General features: G+C 64.5%; 23 protein-coding genes and 1 pseudogene. 13 read left to right on the forward strand and 11 right to left on the reverse strand.

Annotation, left to right across the window (positions count from 1 at the left end):
• The first annotated feature begins 1 nt into the window (after window position 1).
• Together JQ603_RS31090 and JQ603_RS31095 are read left to right on the forward strand one after the other, a co-directional pair.
• Window positions 2–343, forward strand: a complete 342-nt coding sequence (locus JQ603_RS31090; protein ID WP_212345494.1) for a hypothetical protein — start codon at window positions 2–4, stop codon at window positions 341–343.
• A gap of 4 nt (window positions 344–347) precedes the next feature.
• The gene (locus JQ603_RS31095) at window positions 348–1163 is read left to right on the forward strand and encodes an acyl-CoA thioesterase (RefSeq protein WP_212345497.1); all 816 of its coding nucleotides are present in this window, start codon (window positions 348–350) and stop codon (window positions 1161–1163) included.
• 270 nt (window positions 1164–1433) lie between these two features.
• Here JQ603_RS31095 and JQ603_RS31100 read toward each other — a convergent pair whose 3' ends face one another.
• From JQ603_RS31100 to JQ603_RS31110, 3 genes are all read right to left on the reverse strand, one after another.
• A complete protein-coding gene (locus JQ603_RS31100; RefSeq protein ID WP_212345500.1) occupies window positions 1434–3050 on the reverse strand; it encodes a phosphoenolpyruvate carboxykinase in 1617 nt (538 codons plus the stop codon).
• Between the two features lie 285 nt (window positions 3051–3335).
• Window positions 3336–5927 carry a CHAT domain-containing tetratricopeptide repeat protein gene (locus JQ603_RS31105; protein ID WP_212345503.1) on the reverse strand — a complete coding sequence of 864 codons (2592 nt, stop codon included), beginning with the start codon at window positions 5925–5927 and terminating at the stop codon, window positions 3336–3338.
• A 64-nt stretch (window positions 5928–5991) separates the two neighbouring features.
• Window positions 5992–6741, reverse strand: a complete 750-nt coding sequence (locus JQ603_RS31110; RefSeq protein WP_212345506.1) for a HugZ family protein — start codon at window positions 6739–6741, stop codon at window positions 5992–5994.
• Window positions 6742–6983: 242 nt separating this feature from the next.
• Here JQ603_RS31110 and JQ603_RS31115 point away from each other — a divergent pair, with 242 nt between their 5' ends.
• The 5 genes from JQ603_RS31115 (at window position 6984) to JQ603_RS31135 (ending at window position 11065) form a co-directional block, all read left to right on the forward strand.
• A complete protein-coding gene (locus JQ603_RS31115; protein WP_008542552.1) occupies window positions 6984–7685 on the forward strand; it encodes a response regulator transcription factor in 702 nt (233 codons plus the stop codon).
• Between the two features lie 204 nt (window positions 7686–7889).
• Complete coding sequence (locus JQ603_RS31120; protein ID WP_212345508.1) at window positions 7890–9692, forward strand: sensor histidine kinase; 1803 nt, start codon at window positions 7890–7892, stop codon at window positions 9690–9692.
• Window positions 9689–10138 (forward strand): HPr kinase/phosphorylase, encoded by a 450-nt coding sequence (locus JQ603_RS31125; RefSeq protein WP_212345510.1) that lies wholly within the window; start codon window positions 9689–9691, stop codon window positions 10136–10138. Before JQ603_RS31120 ends, JQ603_RS31125 begins: the two co-directional genes overlap by 4 nt.
• A gap of 208 nt (window positions 10139–10346) precedes the next feature.
• Window positions 10347–10748, forward strand: coding sequence for a PTS sugar transporter subunit IIA (locus tag JQ603_RS31130; protein WP_007597752.1), 402 nt, complete (start codon window positions 10347–10349; stop codon window positions 10746–10748).
• Window positions 10745–11065 (forward strand): HPr family phosphocarrier protein, encoded by a 321-nt coding sequence (locus tag JQ603_RS31135; protein ID WP_212345512.1) that lies wholly within the window; start codon window positions 10745–10747, stop codon window positions 11063–11065. Before JQ603_RS31130 ends, JQ603_RS31135 begins: the two co-directional genes overlap by 4 nt.
• Window positions 11066–11182: 117 nt before the next feature.
• Here the strand turns inward: JQ603_RS31135 and JQ603_RS31140 are convergent, their stop codons facing one another.
• Complete coding sequence (locus tag JQ603_RS31140; protein ID WP_212345514.1) at window positions 11183–12808, reverse strand: glycosyltransferase family 39 protein; 1626 nt, start codon at window positions 12806–12808, stop codon at window positions 11183–11185.
• Between the two features lie 114 nt (window positions 12809–12922).
• Between JQ603_RS31140 and lepA the strand changes: the two genes are divergently transcribed.
• The 5 genes from lepA to JQ603_RS31165 all read left to right on the forward strand — a co-directional run bounded on the left by lepA (window position 12923) and on the right by JQ603_RS31165 (window position 18768).
• Window positions 12923–14734 carry a translation elongation factor 4 gene (gene lepA, locus JQ603_RS31145; RefSeq protein ID WP_026312573.1) on the forward strand — a complete coding sequence of 604 codons (1812 nt, stop codon included), beginning with the start codon at window positions 12923–12925 and terminating at the stop codon, window positions 14732–14734.
• A 323-nt stretch (window positions 14735–15057) separates the two neighbouring features.
• Entirely contained in the window at window positions 15058–16821 is a 1764-nt protein-coding gene (locus tag JQ603_RS31150) for a caspase family protein (protein ID WP_212346051.1), read from the forward strand.
• A 212-nt stretch (window positions 16822–17033) separates the two neighbouring features.
• On the forward strand, window positions 17034–17483 hold the full coding sequence (locus JQ603_RS31155) for a GNAT family N-acetyltransferase (RefSeq protein WP_212345515.1): 450 nt from the start codon (window positions 17034–17036) through the stop codon (window positions 17481–17483).
• Window positions 17484–17625: 142 nt separating this feature from the next.
• The gene (locus JQ603_RS31160) at window positions 17626–17979 is read left to right on the forward strand and encodes a nuclear transport factor 2 family protein (RefSeq protein ID WP_245003988.1); all 354 of its coding nucleotides are present in this window, start codon (window positions 17626–17628) and stop codon (window positions 17977–17979) included.
• A gap of 90 nt (window positions 17980–18069) precedes the next feature.
• Window positions 18070–18768: a helix-turn-helix transcriptional regulator gene (locus JQ603_RS31165; protein WP_212345519.1), complete on the forward strand. Its 699-nt coding sequence runs from the start codon at window positions 18070–18072 to the stop codon at window positions 18766–18768.
• Window positions 18769–18841: 73 nt separating this feature from the next.
• Here JQ603_RS31165 and JQ603_RS31170 read toward each other — a convergent pair whose 3' ends face one another.
• The 5 genes from JQ603_RS31170 to JQ603_RS31190 are packed head-to-tail and all read right to left on the reverse strand — an operon-like array spanning window position 18842 to window position 24134.
• Window positions 18842–20077 (reverse strand): efflux RND transporter periplasmic adaptor subunit, encoded by a 1236-nt coding sequence (locus JQ603_RS31170; RefSeq protein ID WP_212345522.1) that lies wholly within the window; start codon window positions 20075–20077, stop codon window positions 18842–18844.
• A gap of 2 nt (window positions 20078–20079) precedes the next feature.
• Window positions 20080–22443: an ABC transporter permease gene (locus tag JQ603_RS31175; RefSeq protein ID WP_212345526.1), complete on the reverse strand. Its 2364-nt coding sequence runs from the start codon at window positions 22441–22443 to the stop codon at window positions 20080–20082.
• A 4-nt stretch (window positions 22444–22447) separates the two neighbouring features.
• Window positions 22448–23155 carry an ABC transporter ATP-binding protein gene (locus JQ603_RS31180; RefSeq protein ID WP_212345528.1) on the reverse strand — a complete coding sequence of 236 codons (708 nt, stop codon included), beginning with the start codon at window positions 23153–23155 and terminating at the stop codon, window positions 22448–22450.
• Between the two features lie 50 nt (window positions 23156–23205).
• Window positions 23206–23880, reverse strand: coding sequence for a methyltransferase family protein (locus tag JQ603_RS31185; RefSeq protein WP_212345530.1), 675 nt, complete (start codon window positions 23878–23880; stop codon window positions 23206–23208).
• Entirely contained in the window at window positions 23880–24134 is a 255-nt protein-coding gene (locus JQ603_RS31190) for a DUF2933 domain-containing protein (protein WP_212345533.1), read from the reverse strand. The genes JQ603_RS31185 and JQ603_RS31190 overlap by 1 nt, the downstream gene beginning before the upstream one ends.
• A 173-nt stretch (window positions 24135–24307) precedes the next feature.
• Here JQ603_RS31190 and JQ603_RS31195 point away from each other — a divergent pair, with 173 nt between their 5' ends.
• Window positions 24308–24553 (forward strand): hypothetical protein, encoded by a 246-nt coding sequence (locus JQ603_RS31195; protein ID WP_212345535.1) that lies wholly within the window; start codon window positions 24308–24310, stop codon window positions 24551–24553.
• A gap of 250 nt (window positions 24554–24803) precedes the next feature.
• Here the strand turns inward: JQ603_RS31195 and JQ603_RS38180 are convergent.
• Window positions 24804–25114 (reverse strand): annotated as a pseudogene (locus tag JQ603_RS38180) (MarR family winged helix-turn-helix transcriptional regulator); the annotation flags it as partial.
• A 105-nt stretch (window positions 25115–25219) separates the two neighbouring features.
• Window positions 25220–25636 (reverse strand): SRPBCC family protein, encoded by a 417-nt coding sequence (locus JQ603_RS31200; RefSeq protein ID WP_212345538.1) that lies wholly within the window; start codon window positions 25634–25636, stop codon window positions 25220–25222.
• Window positions 25637–25842 lie beyond the last annotated feature (206 nt).

Here is a 25842-nt window from a genome sequence, read left to right on the forward strand (position 1 = left end):
CGTGCCTGTCGGCGAGCATGTCAGCCCGGATGGGCAGTTTCGATTGCTGGTTATACGTCCCGACGGGGACTGGACGCTTGGGTTCGACGGTTTTCCCTGGCACACGCACGGCAGCATCCTTGCCAGTCTTTCAGGCAAGGACGAGGAAACTGCTATCGACGACTTCGTCGCCGACCTGACCAGCGGCAAGAGCATCATTGCGTTGAAGCGCATAGGAGGCTCGGTTGCGGATGTCTGGGTCACCGATGATCCGGCAGACGACGTTTTGAGTTCGCAGCAATATGGCCCTGGTGATGAGACGATCGAGTTTCGTCGTTGGGACGGAAGCTCAGTAGAGGTCTGATCCTATGCACGCCAAGCTCCCACACCCGTTCGACGACGCCACCCGCATCACCGCCGGTGACAGCAGCTGGCAGGGGCACACCAGCGACGATTACTGGGCCTTTGTCGGCCCGTTCGGCGGCGCCACGGCCGCAACCATCCTGCGCGCGCTGATCGACCATCCCGAACGCGCCGGCGATCCGCTCGCCCTCACCGTCAATTACTGCGCACCGATCGCGAAGGGTCCGTTCGATCTCGACGTGCGGCTCGTGAAGGCCAACCGCTCCAGCCAGCACTGGAGCGTCGAACTGTCGCAAGGCGGCGGCGAGGTCGCAACGCTCGCCACCGCGGTGTTCGCCGAGCGCCGGCCGTCCTGGGAGCATCGGGTGGCGAAGGCCCCGGACGCAAAGCCGTTCGAACAGACGCTGCCATTCCCGAAGATTTCGGCGTCCTGGGCCAACCAGTATGAATTCCGTTTCGTCGAGGGCGAGATGCGCATCGGGCCGCCGCAGGCCGAGCTCGCCAGCACCTACTCGAAGATCTGGATCAGCGATCGCACGCCGCGCCAGCTCGACATGCTGTCGCTGATGTCGATGTCGGACGCCTTCTTCGGCCGCATCTTCCACGCGCGGCGCGAGCTGGTGCCATTCGGCACGGTGTCGCTGACGACCTATTTCCACACCGACAGCGAAGAGCTCGCAGCCGAAGACATCACGCGTGTCCTCGCGACCGTGGATTCGAAGGTCATGCACAGGAGCTACGCCGACCAGAACGCCGAGCTGTGGTCGCCGAACGGCCGGCTGCTCGCGACGACGACGCAGATCGCGTATTTCAAGGCGTAAGGCCTCTGCGAACGCGGTGATGGACGGACGTCCCAGATCTTACCCCGACGTCGTCCCGGCGAAGGCCGGGACCCATAACCACAGGGAGCAGTTTGGCGAAGATCAGCAGTTGATCCTTCGTCGGTACTAACACCGCGCGCAATCGATAGATCACGCGGTATGGGTCCCGACCTTCGCCGGGACGACATCTGATGTGTGGTTCGCGCTAGTGCTACAAAACAAAAAGGGCGGCCCTAGGGCCGCCCTTTCGTATTCCAAAACGCTGCAACCTTACTCCGCCGCCAGCTTCACGTCGGGCGCGGCGGCGCGCACTTCGGCGTCGACCTGGGCTTCGAACTTGGCAAAGTTCTTCTGGAACATGCCGACCAGAGCGCGGGCGGTCTTGTCGAACTCGTCCTTGTCCTTCCAGGTGTTGACCGGGTTGAGGATCTCGGCCGGCACGCCCGGCAGCGCGGTCGGGACCGCGAAGCCGAAATATTTGTCGGTGCGGAATTCGACGTTGCGAAGCGAGCCGTCGAGCGCGGCGGTGAGCAGCGCGCGGGTCACCTTGATCGGCATGCGCGAGCCGACGCCGTACTTGCCGCCGGTCCAGCCGGTGTTGACCAGCCAGCAATCGACATTGTGCTGGGCGATGAGGTCGCGCAGCATGTTGCCGTAGACGCTGGGGTCGAGCGGCAGGAAGGGCGAGCCGAAGCAGGTCGAGAATTCCGGCTGCGGCTCGTTGCCGAGGCCGCGCTCGGTGCCGGCGACCTTGGCGGTGTAGCCGGACAGGAAGTGGTACATCGCCTGCGCCGGCGAAAGCTTTGCGATCGGCGGCAGCACGCCGAAGGCGTCGGCGGCGAGCATCACCACGTTCTTCGGCTGCGGCGCGCGGCCGGTGCGCGAAGCGTTCGGGATGAAGTCGAGCGGATAGGCCGAGCGGGTGTTCTCGGTCTTGGAGCCGTCGTCGAAATCGACGACACGGGTGTCCTCGTTGAGCACGCAGTTCTCGAGCACCGCGCCGAAGCGGGTCGAGGCCGCATAGATCTCGGGCTCGGCTTCCTTCGACAGCTTGATGCACTTGGCGTAGCAGCCGCCTTCGAAATTGAAGACGCCGTTCGGGCCCCAGCCGTGCTCGTCGTCGCCGATCAGCGTGCGGTTCGGATCGGCGGAGAGCGTGGTCTTGCCGGTGCCTGACAACCCGAAGAAGATCGCGGTGTCGCCGCCTGCGCCGACATTGGCCGAGCAGTGCATCGGCATCACGCCGCGCTCGGGCAGATAGTAGTTCAGCGTGGTGAAGACCGACTTCTTCATCTCGCCGGCATAGTAGGAGCCGCCGATCAGCACGATCTTGCGGGCGAAGTCGATCGCGACGACGTTCTCAGACTTGCAGCCGTGGCGCTTCGGATCGGCGCGGAAGCTCGGCATGTCGATGATGGTGAGCTCCGGCGTGAAGCTCGACAGCTCGACCGCCTCGGGGCGGATCAGGAGCGTGCGGATGAACAGCGAATGCCAGGCGAGCTCGGTGAAGACGCGCGTCTTGATCCGGTAGGCCGGATCGGCGCCGCCATAGAGATCCTGCGCGAACAGGGTCTTGCCTTCGGCATGCTTGAGGAAGTCCTGATAGAGCGCCTCGAACTGCTCCGCGGTGATCGACTGGTTGCCGGCCCACCACATCTTCTTGTCGGTGGTGGCGTCACGCACCGTGAACTTGTCCTTGGGGCTGCGGCCGGTGAACTCGCCGGTGTCGGCGCAGAGTGCGCCGTCGGCGGACAGCACCGCCTCGCCCGCGGAGAGCGAGTATTGATAGAGTTGCGGCGCACCCAGGTTCCAGTGAACCTGCTTGAGCTTCTTTAAGCCGAATTTGTCGGCGCCGAAGGCACCGTTGCGCACGCCCGTCTCTTGCACGAAAAAATCCTCCTAGAACCCGCGACACTTAGCGCGACAAAACTTTGGCACCATCGCGGTCACCGTGAATAGTAGGCCATCCGGCCTCGGCTGGACGACCTAATACTGATGAACGCTGGCGTTGCCAAGCTGATCCCGCAGGATTTGGTTTATTCAAGGACCGCGCCAAACGTCGCGCATGTCTGCTCTGAGCAGGCGCACCAAAAAATCACGAATGATCGCGCAACCAAATGCGTGTTTCGACGTTATCGGGGGTTATTGCGACGCACAATCCATCGCGGCGTTCTATCTTACCTCACCCTCGCCGATCAGAGCGAAAGGTCCCCACATCGCAGGATAGGCATTGCGCGGTGAAGAAGCGTCATCAACGTACGCTAACATGGCGCGGCGCAAAGCTTCGGCACGACCGATTTTTGGTTCGTTTTTGAGCAGGGCGAAAGTCGACGTGGTCAAGCGGGTGGCAGCTTCCGAATCCACTGCCCAATGCGAGACCAGCAGCGCACGCGCGCCGGCATAGAAGAACGAGCGTGCCAGTCCGGACAGCGCCTCCGCGCCCGGCTTGTCGCCGGCGATGGTGTTGCAGGCCGACAGCACGACCCAATCCGCATTGAGCTTGAGCTGGGCGACTTCGCTCGCGGTCAACAGGCCGTCGTCAATCTCGGTGGGCTGATCGGGAATGGAGAGCGCAAGCGACGGCTCGCCCAATCCCTTGACGTCGCCTGCAACGAGACCGTGGGTGGCGAAGTAGATGATGCTGTATTGAGCAAGCGCTGCACGCTTGAGCGTCGTTTCGCTGGCATCGCGGCCGAGATGGATGTCGACCTCGCCGGCGCCGACATCCTTCGCCACCGCGTTCAGCTCGTCGGCGGTGTCAGGCAATTGCGGCAGCGCTTTGGCGAGCTGCGCGCGATCGACGCCGGCGCCGCGCCAGAAGTCGGTATAGGCCATCGTCGCAATGCTGCGTGCAGCGACCTTGCCGCCCGCGGCGCGACGATCGGCCGGCCCTTCGGCTGCAGGGTTGAACACGGGATCGCCGAAGCCGGTCATCGGCTTGACGCCTTGATCCCGGCGCGCAAAGGCGCGCAGCGATTTCAGGCTGATCACCGACGGCAGCACCGAGACGGCCTGACGCCGCAACAGCCAGGCGGCATTGCGATAGCCTTCGAGCTTGTCCGGGATCGCAGCTTGCGGCGTCTCCGTGACGAGCAGATGAAACGGCAATGCAGTCAGCGCCGCCGACGGCACCACCAGGAGGCTGCGCTTGTGCTTCGTCAGCACCTCGACCGGGCCGAGCAGCGCGGCATAGAGCTCATGGGCGAGCGCAAGATCGAACAGGCCGGATTTGCCGGAGGCGTCGCGCGCCTTGCCGACGTCGAGCCCCTTGCGGAAGGCGGACACCTTCTGCGTCAGCGCGTCCGCGCCGAGCGGAACCTCTCTCCAGTCGACGCCCTCGCGCGTGATCGCGATGACGTAGCTCTGCTTGTCGACGACCGAATAGATCGTCATCGCTTCATCGGCCGACAGCAGCGGCTGGATGTCCTTCACCGCCAGCGGCAGCGGGTTGGAGAGCGAGGCATAGTCGGGAAACTCGACGGCGAGCGTCTTCTGCAGGCCGGCACGCTCGCTTGCGATCGCCGCGATCCGCGCGCGGCTGCGCTGCTCGGCCGCGACGTCGCGTTGTCCCGCTTGCTTGGACACCGCCGTGATGATCGCCTTGTCGAGCGCCTCGGCCTCAGTGCCGAGGTCCTGGTCCTTGCGCACGAGCTCGGCGAGCCGGTCGCTGCCGGCGGCAAGCCGCACCGCGAGCTTGTTCACGGCCGATGCCGCGGAGGATTGCGTCCCGCGCTGGATCGCGGCGAGCGCCTCGTCCAGCGCCTTGTCGTCGGGCAGGAGATGCTGCTGCCGTGCAGAGAACAGGATCGGCAGCACGATACGCAGCTGCGCGCGACCGCTGGCAAGCGTCCTTTCCGCCAGCGGCAGCGCGTCGGCGGTTCGCCCGGAGACGTAGAGGAAATAAGCGAGATTGCCGGTCGAGGTCAGAGTGTCCGGATGGTTCGGCCCAAGCGCACGCTCGCGGATCGCCAGCGCACGGCGGTACAGCGGCTCGGCATCGGCATAACGCTTCTGGTGCTCGTAGAGCCCGGCGAGATTGTTCAGCGAACGTGCGACATCGGGATGATCCGGCCCCAGTGCTTTTTCGCGGATGGCGAGCGAGCGCTTGATCGGCGCCTCGGCCTCGGCATCGCGATTGAGGTCGCGGTCAACCTGGCCGATGTTGTTCAGGACGGTGGCGACGGCCGGATGCTCGGGACCTGCGGCCTTCTGATAGATCGCGAGCGCACGCTGGAACAGCGGCTCGGCGTCGGCAAAATGCTCCTGCTTCACATAGAGCGTGGCGAGATTGTTGAGGGCCCGGCCGACATCGGGATGCTCGCGCGACAGGTTCTTTTCGCTGACGGCCAGCGCGCGCTTGAACAGCGGCTCGGCTTCAGTGAAGCGGCCCTGCCGCTGATACAGGGCGGCGAGATTGCTGAGCTCGGGCGCGATCAAGACGGTGTCGAGACCGAGCGCCTTCTCCATCAGCGCGATGGCGCGCTTGTAGACCGGCTCGGCCAGATCGTCGCGGCCCTGACCGGCATAGACCTGTCCGAGATTGTTGAGCGCGGCGGAGAGCTCACGACCGTTGTCACTCTCCAGGCGCGCGACCATTGCCTGCGCGAGCGGCAGAGCTTCCGGATACTTGCCGGCACTGATGAGCGCGTTGATCCGCGCGCCCTGTGTGGCGAGATCACCCTTCTGGGCCAGGGCGGGCGTGACAAGCAACGCGGCGAGCGCGAGCCCAAGACCCGCGGCCAATGCCAAACGATGACGCGCCATGATCCCTCTCGCTGCGAGCCCGAAAACCATCACGGTCTTGGGTCGCGGCGATGGGCGGCAGCGTTCAAAGGTTTGCGCTCTGGTCCATCGTCTTGCGCGCGTCGCCAGCAAGGCGGACCAGCATCTTGCGCAGCGCGGTGCCGTTCGTCACCCGCTCCGGGAAGTCCAGCCGCAGCGCGGTCTGGCCGTCCTGCATGTCGAGGCCTTCAGGATCGCAGCCGGTGCAACGCCAGTCGCCGGCGGGCGCGCCGAGCAGCCTGGTCGCATAGAGGTTCATGGCGTCGCGGTGGTCGGCATTCATGTGCTCCACGGCGCCCTCCTCGGCCGCCAGCAGGTCCTCGGCGCCGCTGAGGTCGGTGAGGAATTGCTCGGGCTTGAGATCGACGATCCGGCCGAAGCCGGCGACCAGATGGGTGCCCGTGGGGCGGATCCGGAAGAACGAGAAGTCCTTAAACGATACAAAGGCTTCCGCCGACGGATGGGCACCTAAATACCGTCGCTGGAGCAGATCCTTCTCGTCCCCGGCCTGTTCCGCCCGCCCGGACAGCATGATTCGGGCCCCTTCCAGGGGATCGCCGGACGCGCGCTCGTCCAGCATCAGGGAGACCCTGGGGTCGGCGAGGATGTTCCTGGTGTGCACGGCCAGCCCCGAAATCAGCAGGATGGGCGAGCCATCCGGGTAGCTGGCCAGATTGACCAGGGAACAATAGGGATCGCCGGAGCCTACCATCAACGTTGCGAGAGCACCCTGTCGCGACCGCCTCAACAGCGATTTGGCGAGCTTTGCGGGGTCGAAATCGGGGGTCGGTTGCATGGGCTTTCTCGGCTCAGGTGGTTGCAAGGGGGGTCTTTTTTCGGCTAAACGGGGGTCCGGTTATGGGACGAGATGCGGCGAATCTGCCGTGTTTCGTGGAACTTGGTCACACTTCAGCCCAGCTTGCATTGCTCGGTGACAAGGTTTCGAACGCCAACTTCGGCACCCATGTATGCGGCGCATCACTGGATTGCTCGCCGTTTCAAGCCACGACCCAAACGGAAAGCAGAAAGCAGAGGCTCATGCCCACAATCGCTTTGGTCGACGACGACCGCAACATTCTCACATCCGTCTCGATCGCGCTGGAAGCCGAAGGCTACCGCATCATGACCTACACCGACGGCGCTTCCGCGCTCGACGGTTTCCGCACCACCCAGCCCGATCTCGCCATCCTCGACATCAAGATGCCGCGCATGGACGGCATGGAGACGCTGCGGCGCCTGCGGCAGAAATCCGACCTGCCGGTGATCTTCCTGACCTCCAAGGACGAGGAGATCGACGAGCTGTTCGGCCTCAAGATGGGCGCCGACGACTTCATCCGCAAACCGTTCTCGCAGCGTCTGCTGGTCGAACGCGTCAAGGCCGTGCTGCGCCGCTCGGCGCCGAAGGACCCGACTGTCGCGCCGAAAGAGAACGATGCCAAGGCGCTCGATCGCGGCCTTCTGCGCATGGACCCCGAGCGGCATACCTGCACCTGGAAGAACGAGCCGGTGACGCTGACCGTCACCGAATTCCTGATCCTGCAGGCGCTCGCGACCCGGCCCGGCGTGGTGAAGAGCCGCAACGCGCTGATGGACGCCGCTTATGACGATCAGGTCTATGTCGACGACCGCACCATCGACAGCCACATCAAGCGGCTGCGCAAGAAGTTCAAAGTGGTCGACAACGAGTTCGAGATGATCGAGACGCTTTACGGGGTCGGCTACCGCTTCAAGGAAGCCTGAGGGCGGCGGGCGCCTTTACGAAGACTGAGGGCATCGCCGGTTCTCGTCTCATCAGGACCGGGATCGTTCCAGAGCGCGATCGGTATCGCGCTTTGGATTATTGTTTGAGCATGATCCTTCCGGAAAACCGCTGCACACTTTTCCGGATCATGTTCTAGGATGCGAGGACCCTTCGCACGAGATGTCCTAACGCGGGCGTGAGCATTGCTTGACCGAACGCAGCCTGACGAGAACCAGAACGCCGCGGACATCACGTCCGAGGGCGTTCCGGAGCACGTCGAGGACAAGCCGGCTCCGCAGGGCTGGCGGCCGCTGAACTGGCTCAAACGCGCCGGGCAGTTCTTCTTCGCGCTGTCCTTCTCGAGCCTGACCCGCCGCATCGTCTCGCTCAACCTCGCCGGCCTCGTCGCGCTGGTCGCCAGCATCCTCTATCTGTCGCAATTCCGCGCCGGCCTGATCGACGCGCGTGCGCAGAGCCTGCTGGTGCAGGCCGAGATCATCGCCGGCGCCATCGCGGCCTCCGCGACCGTGCAGACCAACGCCATCACCATCGACCCCGACCGGCTGCTCGACCTCAAACCGGGCGAGACCTATGGCGGCTCGGAGGACTATTCGCCGCTGGACTTCCCGATCAATCCGGAGCGCGTCGCGCCGGTGCTGCGCACGCTGATCTCGCCAACCAAGACGCGCGCCCGCATCTACGATCCGAACGGCAGCCTGCTGCTCGACAGCCGCAACCTCGAAAACGTGCTGCGCTTCCCCCTGCCGCCAGTGTCCGCCGAGAAGCCCGGCGTGGTCGAGCGCGGCATGGTCGCCGTGCGCACCTGGCTGAACCGAGGCGACCTTCCGCTCTACCGCGAGCTCGGGCCCGAGAACGGCAACGGCTATGCGGAAGTCGGGGATGCGCTGCAGGGCCAGAAGCGCTCGATGGTGCGGGTCAATGCGCGCGGCGAGGTGATCGTCTCGGTGGCCGTGCCCGTGCTGCGCTCGCGCGCCATCCACGGCGCACTGATGCTGTCCACCCAGGGCGACGACATCGACCAGATGGTGACCGCCGAGCGCCTCGCCATTTTGAAGGTCGGCGGCGTCGCGGCCGCGGTCATGATCATGCTGTCGCTGCTGCTCGCCAGCACGATCGCCGGTCCCGTGCGCCGGCTCGCCGACAGCGCCGAGCGCGTCCGCCGCCGCATCAAGACCCGCGTCGAGATCCCCGACTTCACCCGTCGCCGCGACGAGATCGGGCATCTCTCAGGCGCGTTGCGCGACATGACCAACGCGCTCTACAGCCGCATCGAGGCGATCGAGATGTTCGCCGCCGACGTCGCCCATGAATTGAAGAACCCGCTGACCTCGCTGCGCTCCGCAGTCGAGACGCTGCCGCTGGCGCGCAACGAGAACAGCCGCGCGCGCCTGCTCGAGGTGATCGAGCACGACGTCAAGCGGCTCGACCGCCTGATCTCCGACATCTCCGACGCCAGCCGCCTCGATGCCGAGTTGCAGCGGCAGGATGCGATCCCTGTCGACCTCAGGCGCCTGCTCGGCACGCTGGTCTCCGTCGCCAACGAAACCAAGCTCGGCCACGACGTCGCGGTCGAGGCACGCTTCGAGGGCCGCGGGTCGACCGACACGTTCGCCGTGACCGGCCACGACTCGCGACTGGGACAGGTGGTCTCCAACCTGCTCTCCAACGCGCAATCGTTCTCGGAAGCCGGCAGCAAGGTGCGCCTCACCTGCCGCCGCGCCCGCGGCGAAATCGAGATCGTAGTCGACGACGACGGCCCCGGCATCCGCGATGACGCACTCGAGCGCATCTTCGAGCGCTTCTACACCGACCGTCCGCATCAGGGCTTTGGCCAGAACTCCGGCCTTGGGCTCTCGATCTCCAAGCAGATCGTCGACGCCCATGGCGGGCGTATCTGGGCGGAGAATCGCGCAGGCCCGCCGGACGAGGACGGCGTCCCGACGATTGCCGGTGCGCGCTTCGTGGTGAGGCTGCCGGCGCTATGAGCGAGGGCGCGCCCAGCGTGCACGCCACCGCCGTCAAGGTCGGACAGATCGCAGTGCTGATCCGCGGTCCCTCGGGCTCCGGCAAATCGCGCCTTGCCTTCGATTTGATCATGGCGGGGCGGTCCGGCGTGGTCGAAAGGGCCGTTCTGGTCGGTGATGACCGTGTCCATCTGGCGACAGTCGGCAACGAAATTGAGGTCCGCCCCGCACCTCCGCTGGCCGGCCTGATCGAAATCCGCGGCCTCGGAATCCGCCGCTGCGACTTCGTGGAGCGTGCGACCGTCGGCCTCGTGGTCGATCTGGACGCTCAGGACGCGGAACGGCTTCCTGCGACGGAATCCCTGAAAACAAGCATTTTTGGTGTCGAAATACCGCGAATCCCGGTTAGCCGCGACTATTCGCCCCTCCCTTTGGTTGTCGCGGCCTTGACCACTACCAAGAGTTAACCTTCTGCTAAGTCCTCAGGCGATTGTTTGAAGGGAAATGGTAACCATATGAACCCCACTATCGCGACCGAGTAGACCGGCGCAGCTCCCCTCATCCATCCGTCTAGATTCAGGGAGATACGCAACATCCCCTCTTGCGCGGGGGCTCTGGATGGTCAAAGTGGCGCGTTCGTGCGGTGCACCAAAAGCGCCCGCGAGGAGTTTTCCGATGATTGGTCTAGTACTTGTGACCCACGGGCGCCTTGCCGACGAATTCAAGGCAGCGCTTGAACACGTCATGGGCCCACAAAAGCAAATCGAAGCGATCACGATCGGCGCCGAAGATGATTCCGATCTCTGCCGAAGCGACATCATCGAGGCGGTTAACCGCGTCGATTCCGGCGACGGCGTTGCGATTCTCACCGACATGTTCGGCGGCACGCCGTCGAACCTCGCAATATCCTGCATGAGCCGGCCCAAGGTCGAAGTGCTCGCGGGCATCAACCTGCCCATGCTGGTGAAGCTCGCCAAGGTGCGCGAGGAGCGTCCGCTGCCGGACGCGATCGCGATGGCGCAGGAAGCGGGCCGCAAATACGTCACCATCGCCAGCCGCGTGCTCGCCGGCAAATGAGCGACGACGCGCCACAAGCGGCGGCAGGCGGCGTGCCCGCGGGTGCGATCTCCAAGGAGCTCCTGATCATCAACAAGCGCGGCCTGCATGCGCGCGCCTCGGCGAAATTCGTCCAGGCGGTCGAGCGCTTCAACGCGCAAGTGTGGGTGACGCGCGGCGGCGAGACCGTCGGCGGCACCTCGATCATGGGCCTGATGATGCTCGCTGCGGGACCGGGCACGACGATCACGGTGGCTGCGGCCGGTGATGATGCGGAAGCTGCGCTCGCGGCGATTACCGAGCTCGTTGAGAGCAAGTTCAACGAGGAAGGGGTCTGAGCCACGCGCTCGGAGCCGTAGGGTGGGCAAAGCGAAGCGTGCCCACCACATCTCATGATTATTGAAAGTTCGTGGGCACGGCGCTTTGCGCCTTTGCCCACCCTACGGCACCTTCGCTCACTTCGCTGGCGGGGCGATGTAGATGTTCCAGCTCATCGACGGGCCGACCTTGCCGTGGGTGAAGCGGCGCGTCGTCATCACGATGCGCTCGGCGTTCGGCGCAACTTCCGACACCCATTTCTCGAACGCGGGCAGGCGGCCATCGGTCGGATCGAACACGCCGATGAAGCCGTACTTCTTGGCGTCGTCGCGCGAGGTCAGCCCGGAATCCCAGGCCTCCAGCGGCAGCAATGCGGACGGATGATCCGGGCTGTAGAACACCAGCGGCTGGATCTGTTCCATGGTGCCGGCAACGACGGCCCAGCGCGAGCCGAAGCGGGTGTGCCAGGCCTGGGTCAATTCGCGCGCGAGCTCCGAGCGCGCGCCATAGATCTGCGCGTTGCCGGCATTGGCCGCCATCTCGCGCGCGGCGATCCAGGGCGAGGCGGCGAGCGTGGCGGCGCTGAGCACGAGCCAGATCGCGGCGATGTTGAACAGCACAGCGCTCTGCACCCGCAGCGCCGGAATCGCGACCAGCGCGAGCGGCACCAGGAAGAATAGCGAGATGCCCCAATCGGTCTTCATGTAGATGCTGAAGGCCAGCGCGCCGAGCGGCGGCCCGACCGCGACGATGAGCTGGACGATCCAGACATTCAGCGCCTGCGCGACATTGACGCCCGGATTGGCGCCGCGCGCCCAGGCGCGCGTGACGATGCGCGATGGCGCGCGCAGCAGCAGCTTGAGCCACGGCGGCACCCACGCCATGGCCAGCGCGGCCAGCGCCACCGGTAGCGCCAGGAGCGCGAAATTATGCAGCGCATAGCCGGCCACGAGCTGATGCAGGAGACGGTCATCGTGCAGGCTGTAGGTGTCGCCGGCATAGGTCAGCGGCACGAAATGCGCGTCCGCCAGCCAGACGATGTGTGGGATCATCGCCACGACCATCGTCGCGATCGCAACCCATGGCGCCGGCGACAGCAGGAACCGCAGCCGCTCCGGATGGATCAGCGCGGCCAAGCCGATGGCGCCGATCATGGTCAGCACCCAGTATTTGGTCATCAGCGCCAGCGCGCCGGCAAGGCCAAGCCAGATGCCGGACTGCCAGCTCCGCTTCTCGAAGGCGTTGAGATAAGCGAGCATCAATAGCGGCAGCGTGACGAGCTGGAGCAGGTCGGGGTTGTACTTGAAGCCCTTGAAATTGAAGATCGGATAGAGCGCGACCATCACCACGGCCAGGAACGCGCGGCGTGCGTCCACCACGCGCAAGGCAACCAGCCAGCAGATCACCATGCCGACGCCGACGGTCGTCATCGCCAGCGCATAGGTCGCCCAATCCGTCGCCGGGAACGCTGTGAACCAGAGGCCGGCGACCCAGCCCGACAGCGGCGGGTGCTTGCCGTAGCCCCAGAGGAATTTCTGGCCCCAGCCCCAGGCTTCTGCGACATCCATGTGAACGTCCTGCGCCGCCTTCAGGTTGATCAGGATGAAGGTCCAGAGCACCGCGTGCAGGATGGCGAGCTGGATCACCAGCCAGAGCCGCGCCTCGGGCCGGGTCGCGCAGGCGACCAGCCAGGCCCGGAAACGGTTGTAACTCAAGCGGGTCTTCGCCCGCGCTCTGGCGGAGCGGATCGAGGTGGTCGACATGGCCCGCTTGCTAGCGCGTTTTGGCCCGCCGTGGAATCAGCTTGGCGTGAAGAAAGGCCCTGAAAATACAGCAATATGGTTGCCGCACGGGGATGTGAGTGGTATCCCGCGCCCATGACGACCGTCCCCATTTCCAACATCCGCAATTTCTCCATCGTCGCCCATATCGACCATGGCAAATCGACGCTGGCCGACCGCCTGATCCAGATGACCGGCGGCCTCTCCGACCGCGAGATGGCGGGCAAGGAGCAGGTGCTCGATTCCATGGACATCGAGCGCGAGCGCGGCATCACCATCAAGGCGCAGACGGTCCGCCTCGCCTACCGCGCCAAGGACGGCAAGGATTACATCTTCAACCTGATGGACACGCCCGGCCATGTCGACTTCGCCTACGAGGTCTCGCGGTCGCTGGCGGCGTGCGAGGGTTCCCTGCTGGTGGTCGACGCCAGCCAGGGCGTCGAAGCGCAGACGCTCGCCAACGTCTACCAGGCACTCGACAACAATCACGAGATCGTTCCAGTCCTGAACAAGGTCGACCTTCCCGCGGCCGAGCCGGAGAAGGTCAAGCAGCAGATCGAGGACGTCATCGGCATCGACGCCTCCGATGCGGTGATGATCTCGGCCAAGACCGGCCTCGGCATTCCCGACGTGCTGGAAGCCATCGTCACCCGCCTGCCGCCGCCGAAGGGTGATCGCGAGGCCACGCTGAAGGCGCTGCTGGTCGACAGCTGGTACGACGTCTATCTCGGCGTCGTCGTGCTGGTGCGCATCGTCGACGGCACGATGAAGAAGGGCCAGCGCGTGCGCATGATGGGCACGGGCGCGGCCTACGACGTCGAGCGCGTCGGCTTCTTCACGCCGAAGATGCAGCAGGTCGACGAACTCGGACCCGGCGAGATCGGCTTCATCACCGCCGCGATCAAGGAAGTCGCCGACACCCGCGTCGGCGACACCATCACCGACGACAGGAAGCCGGTGGCCGACATGCTGCCCGGCTTCAAGCCGGCGATCCCCGTGGTGTTCTGCGGCCTGTTCCCGGTCGATGCCGACGATTTCGAGACGCTGCGCGCCGCAATGGGCAAGCTGCGCCTCAACGACGCCAGCTTCTCCTTCGAGATGGAGACCTCCGCCGCGCTCGGCTTCGGCTTCCGCTGCGGCTTCCTCGGCCTGTTGCATCTCGAGATCATCCAGGAGCGGCTGTCGCGCGAGTTCGACCTCAACCTGATCGCGACCGCGCCGAGCGTCATCTACAAGATGAAGCTCACCGATGGCACCGAGCTCGAGATCCACAATCCCGTCGACATGCCCGACGTGGTCAAGATCGAGGAGATCCAGGAGCCCTGGATCGAGGCGACGATCCTGACGCCCGACGAATATCTCGGCAGCGTGCTGAAGCTGTGCCAGGACCGCCGCGGCTCGCAGAAGGAGCTGACTTACGTCGGCGCCCGCGCGATGGTGAAATACGACCTGCCGCTCAACGAGGTCGTGTTCGACTTCTACGATCGCCTCAAGTCGGTCTCCAAGGGCTACGCCTCGTTCGACTATCATCTCACCGACTACAAGCCGGCTGATCTGGTCAAGATGCAGATCCTGGTCAACGCCGAGCCGGTCGATGCGCTCTCGATGCTGGTCCATCGCACCCGCGCCGAAGGGCGCGGCCGCGCCATGGTCGAGAAGATGAAGGAGCTGATCCCGCCGCACATGTTCCAGATCCCGATCCAGGCGGCGATCGGCGGCAAGGTCATCGCCCGCGAGACGGTGCGCGCGCTGCGCAAGGACGTCACCGCGAAATGCTACGGCGGCGATATCACGCGTAAGCGCAAGCTTCTGGAGAAGCAGAAGGAAGGCAAGAAGAAGATGCGGCAGTTCGGCAAGGTCGACATCCCGCAGGAAGCTTTTATTGCCGCGCTGAAGGTGGATAGCTGAGGCGACGCACGGGACGAGCCGGCCCGGTCTCCGGGGCCGGCAAACAAAAACTGCGAAAACAACCCCATGCACAGTAGCCGCCCCCTTGGCGGCATTGCGTTTTTTCGATTTGCCGAAATTTGTTTGATCCGTCGGGCAAAACAGGGGTATGGTGGCATCATCGCAGCCGGCGTGATTGGTAGCCCGATCGCGAGGAGATGGGTTTCGCTTCACTCTACCCATCCTACGAACTGGCATCGTCCAGAGTGACCAGCATCACAGAGCTGGCGCTTGCCTTTCGGCAGGCTCCGCATACGCTGCGCATACGTTATTCTGGGGCTGCAATGGGCGCGCTTCGCTGGTTTTCATTGATCTTTTTCCTTGGACTGGCCTGTGGCTCGGCCCATGCCGAGCGCCGCGTCGCGCTGGTCATCGGGAATTCCGGCTACAAGAGCGTGGCGCGGCTTGCCAACCCCGCGAACGATGCCACGCTCGTCGGCGGCATGTTCAAGAAGGCGGGCTTCGACTTCGTCGATACGAGGCTTGATCTGAACGTGGTCGATATGCGCAAAGCGCTGCGCGAATTCGGCAGCAAGGCGCGCGAGGCCGATGTCGCCGTCATTTACTATGCCGGCCACGGCATCGAGCTGGATGGCAACAACTATCTGATCCCCACCGACGCTGCGCTGGAGACGGATACTGACGTCCTCGACGAGGCGTTCCCGCTCGACCGGGTGCTTTTTGCCATTGAGCCGGCCAAGCAGCTGCGCCTCGTCATTCTGGACGCCTGCCGCGACAATCCGTTCGCCAAGACAATGAAGCGGACCGTGGCGTCCCGTGCGATCGGTCGCGGGCTTGCCAAGGTTGAGCCAACCAGCCCGAACACGATGATCGCCTTCGCGGCGAAGGCGGGCTCTACCGCTTCGGACGGCGACGCGAAGAACAGTCCCTTCGCTGAGGCTCTCGTCGGTCGCCTCCCCACGCCAGGCCTCGATCTGCGCAAGGCCTTCGGCTTTGTACGCGACGATGTCCTGAAGAACACCGGGTACAAGCAGGAGCCGTATGTTTATGGCTCTCTGGGCGGCGATGATGTACCCTTGGTTCCTGCGAAACCCGTCGTCGCCGGACCGCAGGCAAGCCCCGACAGCGAAATTCGACGCGACTACGAGTTGGCCCTTCAACTCGGCACGCGCGAAGGATGGACAGCCTTTCTCAATCACTATCCCGGCGGTTTCTATGCCGATCTCGCCAAAGGTCAGTTGAGCAAGATCGCGGCCGAGGAGGCACGGGCAGCCGCAGCCGAGAAGGCTCGCCAAGCCGAGGAGGAGAAGGCGCGGCTGGTGGCCGACCGGGCAAAGAAGATCGAGCAGGAGAAGGCGGCGGCGGCGGCCAAGGCGGCCGAAGACGCCCGGATGGCGGCGGAGAAAGCCAAGCAGATGGAGGAGGCCAAGGCGGCCGCGGCCGAGCAGCGACGGAAGGAAGCTGAGGCGGCCGTGGCGAAGGCGCTCGCCGACAAACAAGCCAACGACACGGAGCAGAAGGTTGCCGCTGTAGCACCCACATCGACCTTGCCGTCAATGTCGCCTCAGGAGATGACGAAGCTGGTGCACTCGGAGCTCCGCCGCGTCGGCTGCCTGACCACCCCGGCAGATGGCGAATGGAATGCTTCGTCACAACGCTCGCTGACGCTGTTCAACAGATACGCCGGGACGAAGTTCGACGCGAAGCTGGCGAGCCTCGACGTACTCGATGCGATCAGAGCTAGGCCAAATCGCGTCTGCCCGCTCGTCTGCGAGCACGGGTTCAAGGCTGACGGTGACGCCTGCGTGAGGATAACCTGCCGCGCCGGCTATCGTTTGAGCGATGACAACGCGTGTGAGAGGATACCCGACAAGAAGCCTCTCGCGACGCGCGATGATACAAGAAAGCGGGATGGGGAGCCGAGACAGGTAGAAGCCGCACCATCCAGCAAACCGCAAGCCTCTGGCCAAATGTTCTGCAACTCCGCCGGCTGCCGTCCTGTCGGCAAGGGATGCAGAGTAGAGGCCGCTCCCATCACAGATCAGAGCTCCCCGATGGCTGGCCGCACGAGAGAGGTGTGCAATTGAGCCATGCCAACGGACGTCGAAATTACAGCTCGTAGGATGGGTTGGGCCCTTGCGAAACCCATCGCCCTGACGGGCGGACGCCGTATCTACTCTTGCTCACTCGATCCGATCGCGAGGATGAAGTCGATGGGTTTCGCTTTGCTCTACCCATCCTACGAGCTCCGTACCCGGCCAAAGTCGTTCTGACCGCATCTGATAAGGCTCCAAGAGCGATGGACCCTGGACTTGAACGAATAGTCGACACATTACCGGCTGGCTTCGCTGACCTGGAGGCGGATGCAATGGCGGATGGCCATCGGCAAATGACCCGCCTGGCCGCTGAGTTGACAGAGACCCCCGCCATTTTTCATGCAGCATACGCCTGTTATCTCGGCGGCAGACTTGCGGGCATCGGCGCGATGACCAACGAACCTGCACCGACAGGGCAGCCGACGTGGAGAATGCGACGGTTCTACGTGCATCGCGAATTCAGGCGGCGCAATGTTGCCTACACCATTGCCATGGTGCTGTTGCAGGACGCAGCAGGGAAGGTTTCCACCATGACTGTCCATGCAGGCAATCAGGCTGCAGCGCAGTTTTGGGAGGCGATTGGATTTAGCCGCGTTGCCGGCCTGGCTTGCTCCCACCAAAGGACGATGCCCGACACAACTGCTCGCCTATGAGGTCGATGGCGGCCCGGATTCGCGGCTTCCGGCAGCGCCAATCTCCTGCTGCCAGAATCTGTCACTGCCCTGCGCTAGGTCTGCTTTCAGTGCACCAATCACTGAAAGGAAGACCATGACTACCCAAAGTGCCGGCGAGGCATTGCAGATCGCCAGGACCTATGTCGAGGCGATCGCCCGCAAAGACGTCGATGCGGTCATCTCCATCTCGGCGGACGACATCGTTTGTACATCCCCGCGCGGGCGGATCATCGGGACGCCGAAGTTTCGCGAGTTCCACGACGGGTTTGCCCGCATGCTCCGGAAGGTGACGCTCCTCGCCATTTACGGCGACGATCAGCAGGCTGTTGTCGTCTACAGCGCGGACACCCATCCGGTTGCCAATGCCATCGTCGCGGAATTTTTCAAGGTGACGAACGGCAAGATCGTATCGACGGAGGTGATTTACGACGCGGCTCCGTTCGTGGCCCACATGGCGACGGCTCGTCCGCACTAACATCGAAGCGGCGCGGCTACCCGAAGCCGTGCCGCTTTTCTGCAGTCGATTGCTGCCAGTTTCTGGCAGGATAAGTGCTAGACTTGCATCATGTCCAAGAGCCAACGGCTATTCGACCTCATGCAGATCTTGCGGCGACACCGTCATCCGGTGTCGGGCAACAATCTTGCTGCCGAGGCGGGCGTGTCGCTGCGCACGATCTATCGCGACATCGCCGACCTGCAGGCACTGGGCGCGCAGATCGAGGGCGAACCGGGTTTTGGCTATGTCCTGCAGCCCGGCTTTCTCCTGCCTCCGCTGATGTTCTCCGAGCAGGAAATCCAGGCCCTGGCGCTCGGTGCGCAATGGGTGTCCCGCCAGACCGATGACGAGTTCGCGCTGGCCGCGCGTGACGCGCTCGCAAAGATCGGCGCCGTCCTCCCGTCGGAGCTGCGACACAGGATCGACGACAATGCCTTTCATGTGGCGCGCAGGCCGAAGCAGCCTGAAGCCGTCGATCTACGCATCGTGCGCCAGGCCATGCGCGACCAGCACAAGCTGTCCATCGTGTATCGCGATCCGAAAGGCGCAAGGACCACCCGGACGATCTGGCCGATTGGCGTCGCCTTTTTCGACTCACGGCGCATCCTGGCCGGCTGGTGTGAAATGAGGAAGGACTTTCGCGCCTTCCGCGCGGATCGGATCGAGAAGGTCCGACTCAAGACGGATCGCTATCCCGGCCGCCGACGCGACCTCGTCAAACGATGGCGGGCCCAGGTTGACGCAGATCGCCGCAAGGCTGTGGACTGACCGGCGACCGGGCTCGTCGGATGCACGTGTTTGATGGATTTCACTTCCGCTCTACCCATTCTACCAGCTGCGCTTATTCCTCGCCCCTCTGCGCAACCCTGATCCCGTGGCTGATCCTGTCGCTCGGGTGCAGCACGACGCGGTCGCCTGCAGCGAGTCCCGCGACGACTTCGGCCGTGCGGCTATTGCGGTGACCGATCTGGACCGGAACTGTCTTGGCGCGACCGTTCTCGTCGACAAAGACGGCCCACTGACTGCCTTTCCGGAACAAGGCACTCACTGGCACTGTCAGCGCATCAGGAGCGCTCCATGTGGTGACGTGGACGATGACGCGATAGTCGTGCCCGAGCGTGACCCAATTCTCGGGCGGGTCGCTGAAATCGATGGTCACGCGGACGCGCTGCTCCTCGATGCCGAGCGCGGAGACTTTCAGGAAGCCGGCCGGGTCCACACGGACCACGTTGCCGCTAATGGGCTGACCGCCCCAGCCATCGATCCGGACCGGCGCGCCGACCTTGATCTGGACCGCGTCGGTCGAGAGCAGGTCGGCCACGACCTCGAGATCGAGCGGGTTGCCAATATCTACCAGCGGCGTCCCGGGCAGAACCGTCGTCTCGCTGTCCTGGATGATCTTCAGCACCCGTCCGCTCGCCGGCGCCAGCACCCGGATGCAGCAGGTCGGCTCCGCTGGCGGGATAGCGCTTGCCGGGTCCATCAGCCGGGCCGCCAGGCTGGTCCGCACCGCGCGGCGCATCTCGACCTGGGCCTTGGCACTCTTTAGGGCGGCCTCGTTGGTGGCCACTTCGAATTTCGCCTTGTCGTGGGCCTGGGCCGAGGTGGATTGCGTCCGCAACAGCGTCTGCGCCCGCTGGAACTCGGTCCGCGAAAAATCCAGCGCGGCTTCGATCCGCTGCACCTCCGCCTCCTGCTGCTGAATCGCGGCATCTGCGGCCAGGACCTCGGCCTGCAGCTGGTCGTGCGAACGCGCGTCGATGAAGCTGGGCAGCGCCGGCTGCATCAGGGCGACGGTCTGGTTCGCGGCAACCTCGTCGCCGACGTGGAGCGACGGCCCCTGCTCGCCGAGAGGATGCGAAATCCTCAACACCTTCCCTGCGATCGGCGCCGAGACGGTGTAGACGTGGCGCACGCGGGTCTTGCCGTCGTCGTCCGCCGTGACTTCAATGGGGCCCTTCGCGACGGTCGCGAGATCGACCAGAACCGGCCGCGGCCAGGCGAACCAGGCCAGCCCTGCGACGATCGCGGCCAGAAGCGCGGCGCCGATGATACGTTTGGTCCAGTTGGCGGGCATGGCTAATCTCGCGTCTTGAGGACCGCGACGAGGTCCAGTTTGTCGATGCGTTCGCGGATGACGGCGGCTGAAACGATGGCGGCCAGCACCACGACGGACGTGGCGACGACGTAGGTCGAGTGCTCGACGACGAGGCGGACGCGCATCAATTCGCCGGCGAGGTTCGTCTTCATCACCCATGCAAGGCCGTAGCCCATCAGCCAGCCGGGCGGCTGGGCGATCAGGGTGAGGATGGCGAGCTCCAGCAGCAGGATGCGCAGCACCTCGCCGCGCGTGAAGCCGAGCACGCGCAGGCTGGCCAGTTCCCGCGCCCGCTCGGACAGCGAGATGCGGGCGTTGTTGTAGACGACGCCGAACGCGATCACGGCGGCGAGGCCGGTGTAGATGCTCGCCATCGTGGTGACGAGCAGCGCGACCGTCTTGCGGAAATTCGCCAGCGAGACGCGCTGCAGCGCCACGCCGCCGACCGTCGGCATGGACTTCACGGCGGCGTAGAAATCCTCCGTCCGGTTCTCGTCGAGGCTGAGATTGACGCTGGTCACGACGGGCGCCTCGCGCATCAGCTTGCGCAGCGCCTCGATCTCCATCATGCCCCTGATGCCGAAATAGTCCTCGACGGTCGCGACGACCGGCACCGTGACCGTTCGCCGGGCGCCCTCCAGCAGATCGACCTCGACGCTATCGCCGGGCCTGACGCCGAGGATGTGCGCGAGCATGCCGGAGATGGCAAGGCCCGTCTCCGGGAGCACGACCGGACGAAGCTCGACGTCGATGATGCGCCGGAGGTCAGCGTCGGCGGGCCGGCCGCTGATGACGATCCGTCGTTCGACGTTGCCGTGGCGGATCCGGACTGGCACCTCGCGGAACGGCTCGGCGGCGAGAACGCCCGGAAGCCGATTCACCTGCTGCACGACATTCGCGATCCGCTTCTCGGCAAAGCCGATGGTTGCGTCCTGCCGGTCGGCGAGGAAATAGGTCACGTCGGTCAGGTGCTCCATGCTGTCCCGCGTGAACAGCGAGACCACCAGGATCGCAGTCGCCAGCGCCATGCCGAGCGCAGTGAAGAAGGCCCGCACCGGGTGCCGGGCGATGTTGCGGATCATCATCAGCGTCGGCTGCGACACGATCCGGTCGAGCTGGATGCGCGCAGGAAGCAGCCGCCTATAGACCGGCGGGGCCGGCGGCTGCATGGCGACAGCCGGCGGCAGCTTCACCACCTCGCGCAGCGCCCGGAACGCGCCGATCGCGGCAGCCGCCGCGCTGAGCGCGCCTGCGGTGAGATAGAGGTCCGGAGCCTTCGCGAACACCAGGAACGGAAAGTGGAAGAAGTCGCCGAACAGGGCAGTGACGCGCAGCCCGAGCCAGGTGCCGGCGACGCCGCCCAGCACGATACCGATCACGACGATGAAGGCGACGAACTTGAAATAGTGCAGCACGATGCTGCCGTCGGAATAGCCCAGCGCCTTCAGCAGGCCAATCTGCTCGCGCTCGAGCGCGACCAGCCGGGTCAAGGTGAGATTGACCAGGAAGGCCGCGACCAGGAGGAAGATCGGCGGCAGCGTGCGGCTCATGTTGTTGAGCATGTCGAGCTCATGGTCGAGCCAGGCGTGCGAGGTCTGATCCTTGCGGCCATGGGCCGCCTGCCCGCCATAGGGATCGAGCAAGGCATCGAGCCGCAGGACCACCTCGCGCTCGGAGGCGCCGGGCTGCAGCTTGACGGCGACCGCCGAGAAGGCGCCGTCGAGATCGTAGACGCCGGCGAGCGTCTTCTCCGACATCCAGACGATGGCGTAGCGGCGATCGTCCGGCATCAGGTCGCCCGGTCCGACGGTGTAGACGAATTCGGGGGACAGCGCGGTGCCGACGATGACGAGCTCGCGCTTCCTGCCATTGAGGATGGCGGAGAACCGCGCGCCCTCCGAGAAGCCGTGCGCCCGGGCGAACGGCTCGTTGACGACGACCTCTTCCGACCGTCCGGGCTCCGGGAGCCGGCCGGAGCGCATGTAGAGCCGATTGAGATGCTGCTCGCCATTGTCGGGAAGCGAAACGAACTGCGCGCTGGCAGGCGCAGAGAAACCGGGAATGTCCAGCAGCGCCAGCTTGGCGATGCGGGTGTCGACGGCGGCAACGCCGGGGATCTCGCCGATCCTGTCGGCGAGCGCCTTCGGTGCCCGCTTCGCCTGCGCGAACACGTCGGCAAAGCCGTAGCGCTCGTAATATGCGATCCGGGTCTCTTCCAGCGATCGATGTGAGCCCACCGCGAGCACCAGTGTCGCAACGCCGCCGCCAACGACCAGCGCGACGGCGAGCACCTGCGCCCAGAGCCGCCTGACGTCGCGAAACAGCTTGATGTCCAGCACCTTCATGTCGTCACCAGGTGAGCTCGGCGGCTTCCCGCCGGACCTCGTTGGTCCGGATGCGGGAGATGCGACCGTCGGCGAAGAACAGCACCCGGTCGGCGACCTCCTGGATGCTGGCGTTGTGGGTGATGATGACCGTGGTGGTCCCGAGCTGCCGGTTGACGCCGAGCAGCGCCTCGATGACGCGGATGCCGGTCTTCGAATCCAGCGCCCCGGTCGGCTCGTCGCAGAGCAGCACCGCCGGACGCTTCGCGACAGCGCGGGCGATGGCGACGCGCTGCTGCTCGCCGCCGGAGAGCTGGGCGGGGAAGTGATACATGCGCTCCTCGAGCCCGACCAGCGCGAGCGCGTCTGCGGGCCGCATCGGGTTCCTGGCGACCTCGGTGACCAGCGCGACGTTTTCGAAAGCCGTGAGGCTCGGCACCAGATTGTAGAACTGGAAGACAAAGCCGACATGGTCGCGGCGATACTTCGTCAGCTCGCGGTCCTCGAGACCGGTCAGATCCAGATCGCGGAACAACAGCCGGCCGCTGGTCGGCCGGTCGAGGCCGCCCATGATGTTGAGCAACGTCGTCTTGCCGCTGCCGGAGGGGCCGAGCAGAACGACCACTTCCTTCTCGGCGATTTCGAGGTCGACATCGTTGAGGGCATGTACCATCACCTCGCCGGAGACGTAGGTCTTGGTCAGCGCCTTTGCGGTGAAGACGGGCACGCTCATCGACGTCCTTTCAAGCCAGTGCCGTTCGCCGGCATCTCCCCGCGCGAAGGTCAGCCGTGACGATAGCCGCCGGAAGAGCCCTGACCGGATCGCCGGTCGAGATGGGGAAAGAACGCCGGCACCTGCGCGGCGTACCGCGCATAGGCCTCACCGAACGCGATCCGGGCCTCGCGCTCCTCGTCCCTGGCAAGCTTCACGTACATGACGGTCAGCACCGGAAACATCGCCAGCGTCAGAACCGTCGGCCACTGCAACAGGAAGCCGAACATCACCAGCACGAAGCCGACATATTGCGGATGCCGGACGTAGCTGTAGGGGCCGGTCGCGGCCAGGCTGCGGGTCTGCTGCGCCTCGTACAGCACCCTCCAGGCGACCGAGATCAGGATGAAGCCGGCGGCGATGAAGATGTAACTGAGAACGTGGAACGGTCCGGCGTGCGGATTGGTCTTCCAGCCGAACATCATCTCGAGCAGGTGGCCGGCGTCGTGGGAGAACCAGTCGACGCTCGGGTAGCGCGACTGCAGCCAGCCCGAAAGAAAATAGATGGTGAGCGGAAAACCGTACATCTCCACGAACAGCGCCACCAGGAACGCGCTGAAGGCGCCGAAGGAGCGCCAGTCGCGGGAAGTCTGCGGCTTGAAGAAGCTGTAGGCAAACAGGATGAAGACCGCCGAGTTGACGATGACGAGACTCCACAGGCCGTAAGCGGGCGCGGCGTCGTGCATCACGCGCTCCTCGAATCGTTCGGCCGGCCGCCGCCATGATGGTGACCATGTCCGCCATGCATGAAGACGTGCATCAGCGGACAGGCAAGGAGCGGGAGCCAGACCAGCAGCCCGAGCACGTGCGCCCTGTGCTCGGTGAACAGGAGTGCAGCGGCGATGGCCAGAAATCCGATCAGAACCAGACCTGCCTTCGCCCTCATGGACATGCCCTCGGCGCGACGCTCGCGATATGTGGACTGGTCCTGTACCGGCATCGGCACGCTCCCGTTTTGTTGGAGCATAGGAGGACCGCCGCCGTCGGCGTTGACGCAGATCAACCGCGCGCGAGGGCCGAGTTGCGGACGAAGCGCTCCCACTTTGAGATTGCTCAAAACCGATGTTGCGCGGGCAGCGTATCGTGAAGCCTTCGCAATCTGGAGAACCGAACATGATCACCAAGAAGCTTCTCGTCGCTGTCGGCGTCGTTTCCCTGCTGGCCGTTCCCGCGATGGCCCAATCCGCCGACAAGGAGAAGAACGGCCACCACTACAGCGGCGGGCCGAAGACCGAGGTCCCTCACCACATGGGCAAGAAACAGAAGACCGGCACCTCGGCCAACGCCGAATCGGGCGGTCATCACTACACCGGCGGCCCCGGCACGTCGTCGCCTCACCACATGGGCGACAAGAAGTAATCCCGACCTCGGCCGGTCTGCGAAGGCAAGGAGGCAGTGCGGCAGCTCGTAGGATGGGTTGAGCTCTTGCGAAACCCATCGCCTTGCCGGGCAGACGCACTATCTCTTGCTTCTCGTTAGCTCGACCCGATTGTGGGGATGAGCTTGATGGGTTTCGCTTCCGCCTTCGCTCTTCTAGCTACGGCGGACAAGTCGCTCTACGCATCCTACGACCTGAGACAGCCATACCACCGTCGCAAAGTTGAGTTTTTCAGCGGTTTGTCGGTTCCTGTGCTTTGGTCGATAGCTGCCTCAATCCATCTACGAAGTCATCGAAGCGCTCCTTTCCAACCTCTTCGGACCATTGCCGATGCAACTGCCGAAGACATCCGAAGATTGCTGCGACGACTTCATGTCCCCGTAACGTTAGATAGACCAGTCGGCGATCGCTGCCGTCGGCTGAGCCGCCGCTCGACATAGCCCAGGTCTTCAAGCTGGCCGAGCAGATAGTTCACAGCTTGTCGCGACATCCTGACGCGCGAGCTCGGACAGTCTCATGCCATCCGGCAGCGGAAGAGTGGTGGGCACGGCGCTGCGCGCCTTTGCCCACCCTACGAAAGCCGTGCTAGCGCCAACTCGCCGACGATACGGAAGCTTCGCATCGGCGATCCGACGCCCCGCACACCCTCACGACGTCTTCTGCTTCGCCTCGACGTAGCGTGCAAAATTGTCGAGGATCGCCTGCCAGCCGCCTTGCTGCTGCTCGACCGAGTGCGTCGGTTCGCTGTCGAAGACAACGCGGACGACGACGCCCTTCGGACCGGGGACGAACTCGACTTCGGCCTTGCGATCGCCGAACGCATATTCGATCAGCTTGTGCTCGACGATCGTCGTGTAGGTGCCGGCGAAATCAAAGCCCATGCTGCCGTCCTTGGCCTCCATGCGCGAGGAGAAGGCGCCGCCCTCGCGCAGGTCGACCGTGGCCCTGGTCGTGTGCCAGTCGTCGGACGCGGCGTTCCACTTCACGATATCGGCAGGCGTCGTATAGGCACGCCAGACCTGATCGATGGGGGCGGCGACGCTGGTTTCGACGGTGATCCTCATGGGCATTGCTCCAATTGCGACTTTGGCGGCTCGAATTGACGAAATCACGTCACGTGTGCCGGGTCCATCTCCGGCAGCTTCGGAACGTGTCCACCCAAGGACGATCGAGACCGGTCCACGCCGACATGGCCCGGCCGTCAATGCGCTAAAAAGTTGGAAAATCGTAGGGTGGGCAAAGCAACTTGTCCGCCGTGGCTCGAAGAGCG

Source organism: Bradyrhizobium liaoningense (assembly GCF_018130825.1).
Classification (GTDB): Bacteria; Pseudomonadota; Alphaproteobacteria; order Rhizobiales; family Xanthobacteraceae; genus Bradyrhizobium; species Bradyrhizobium liaoningense_B.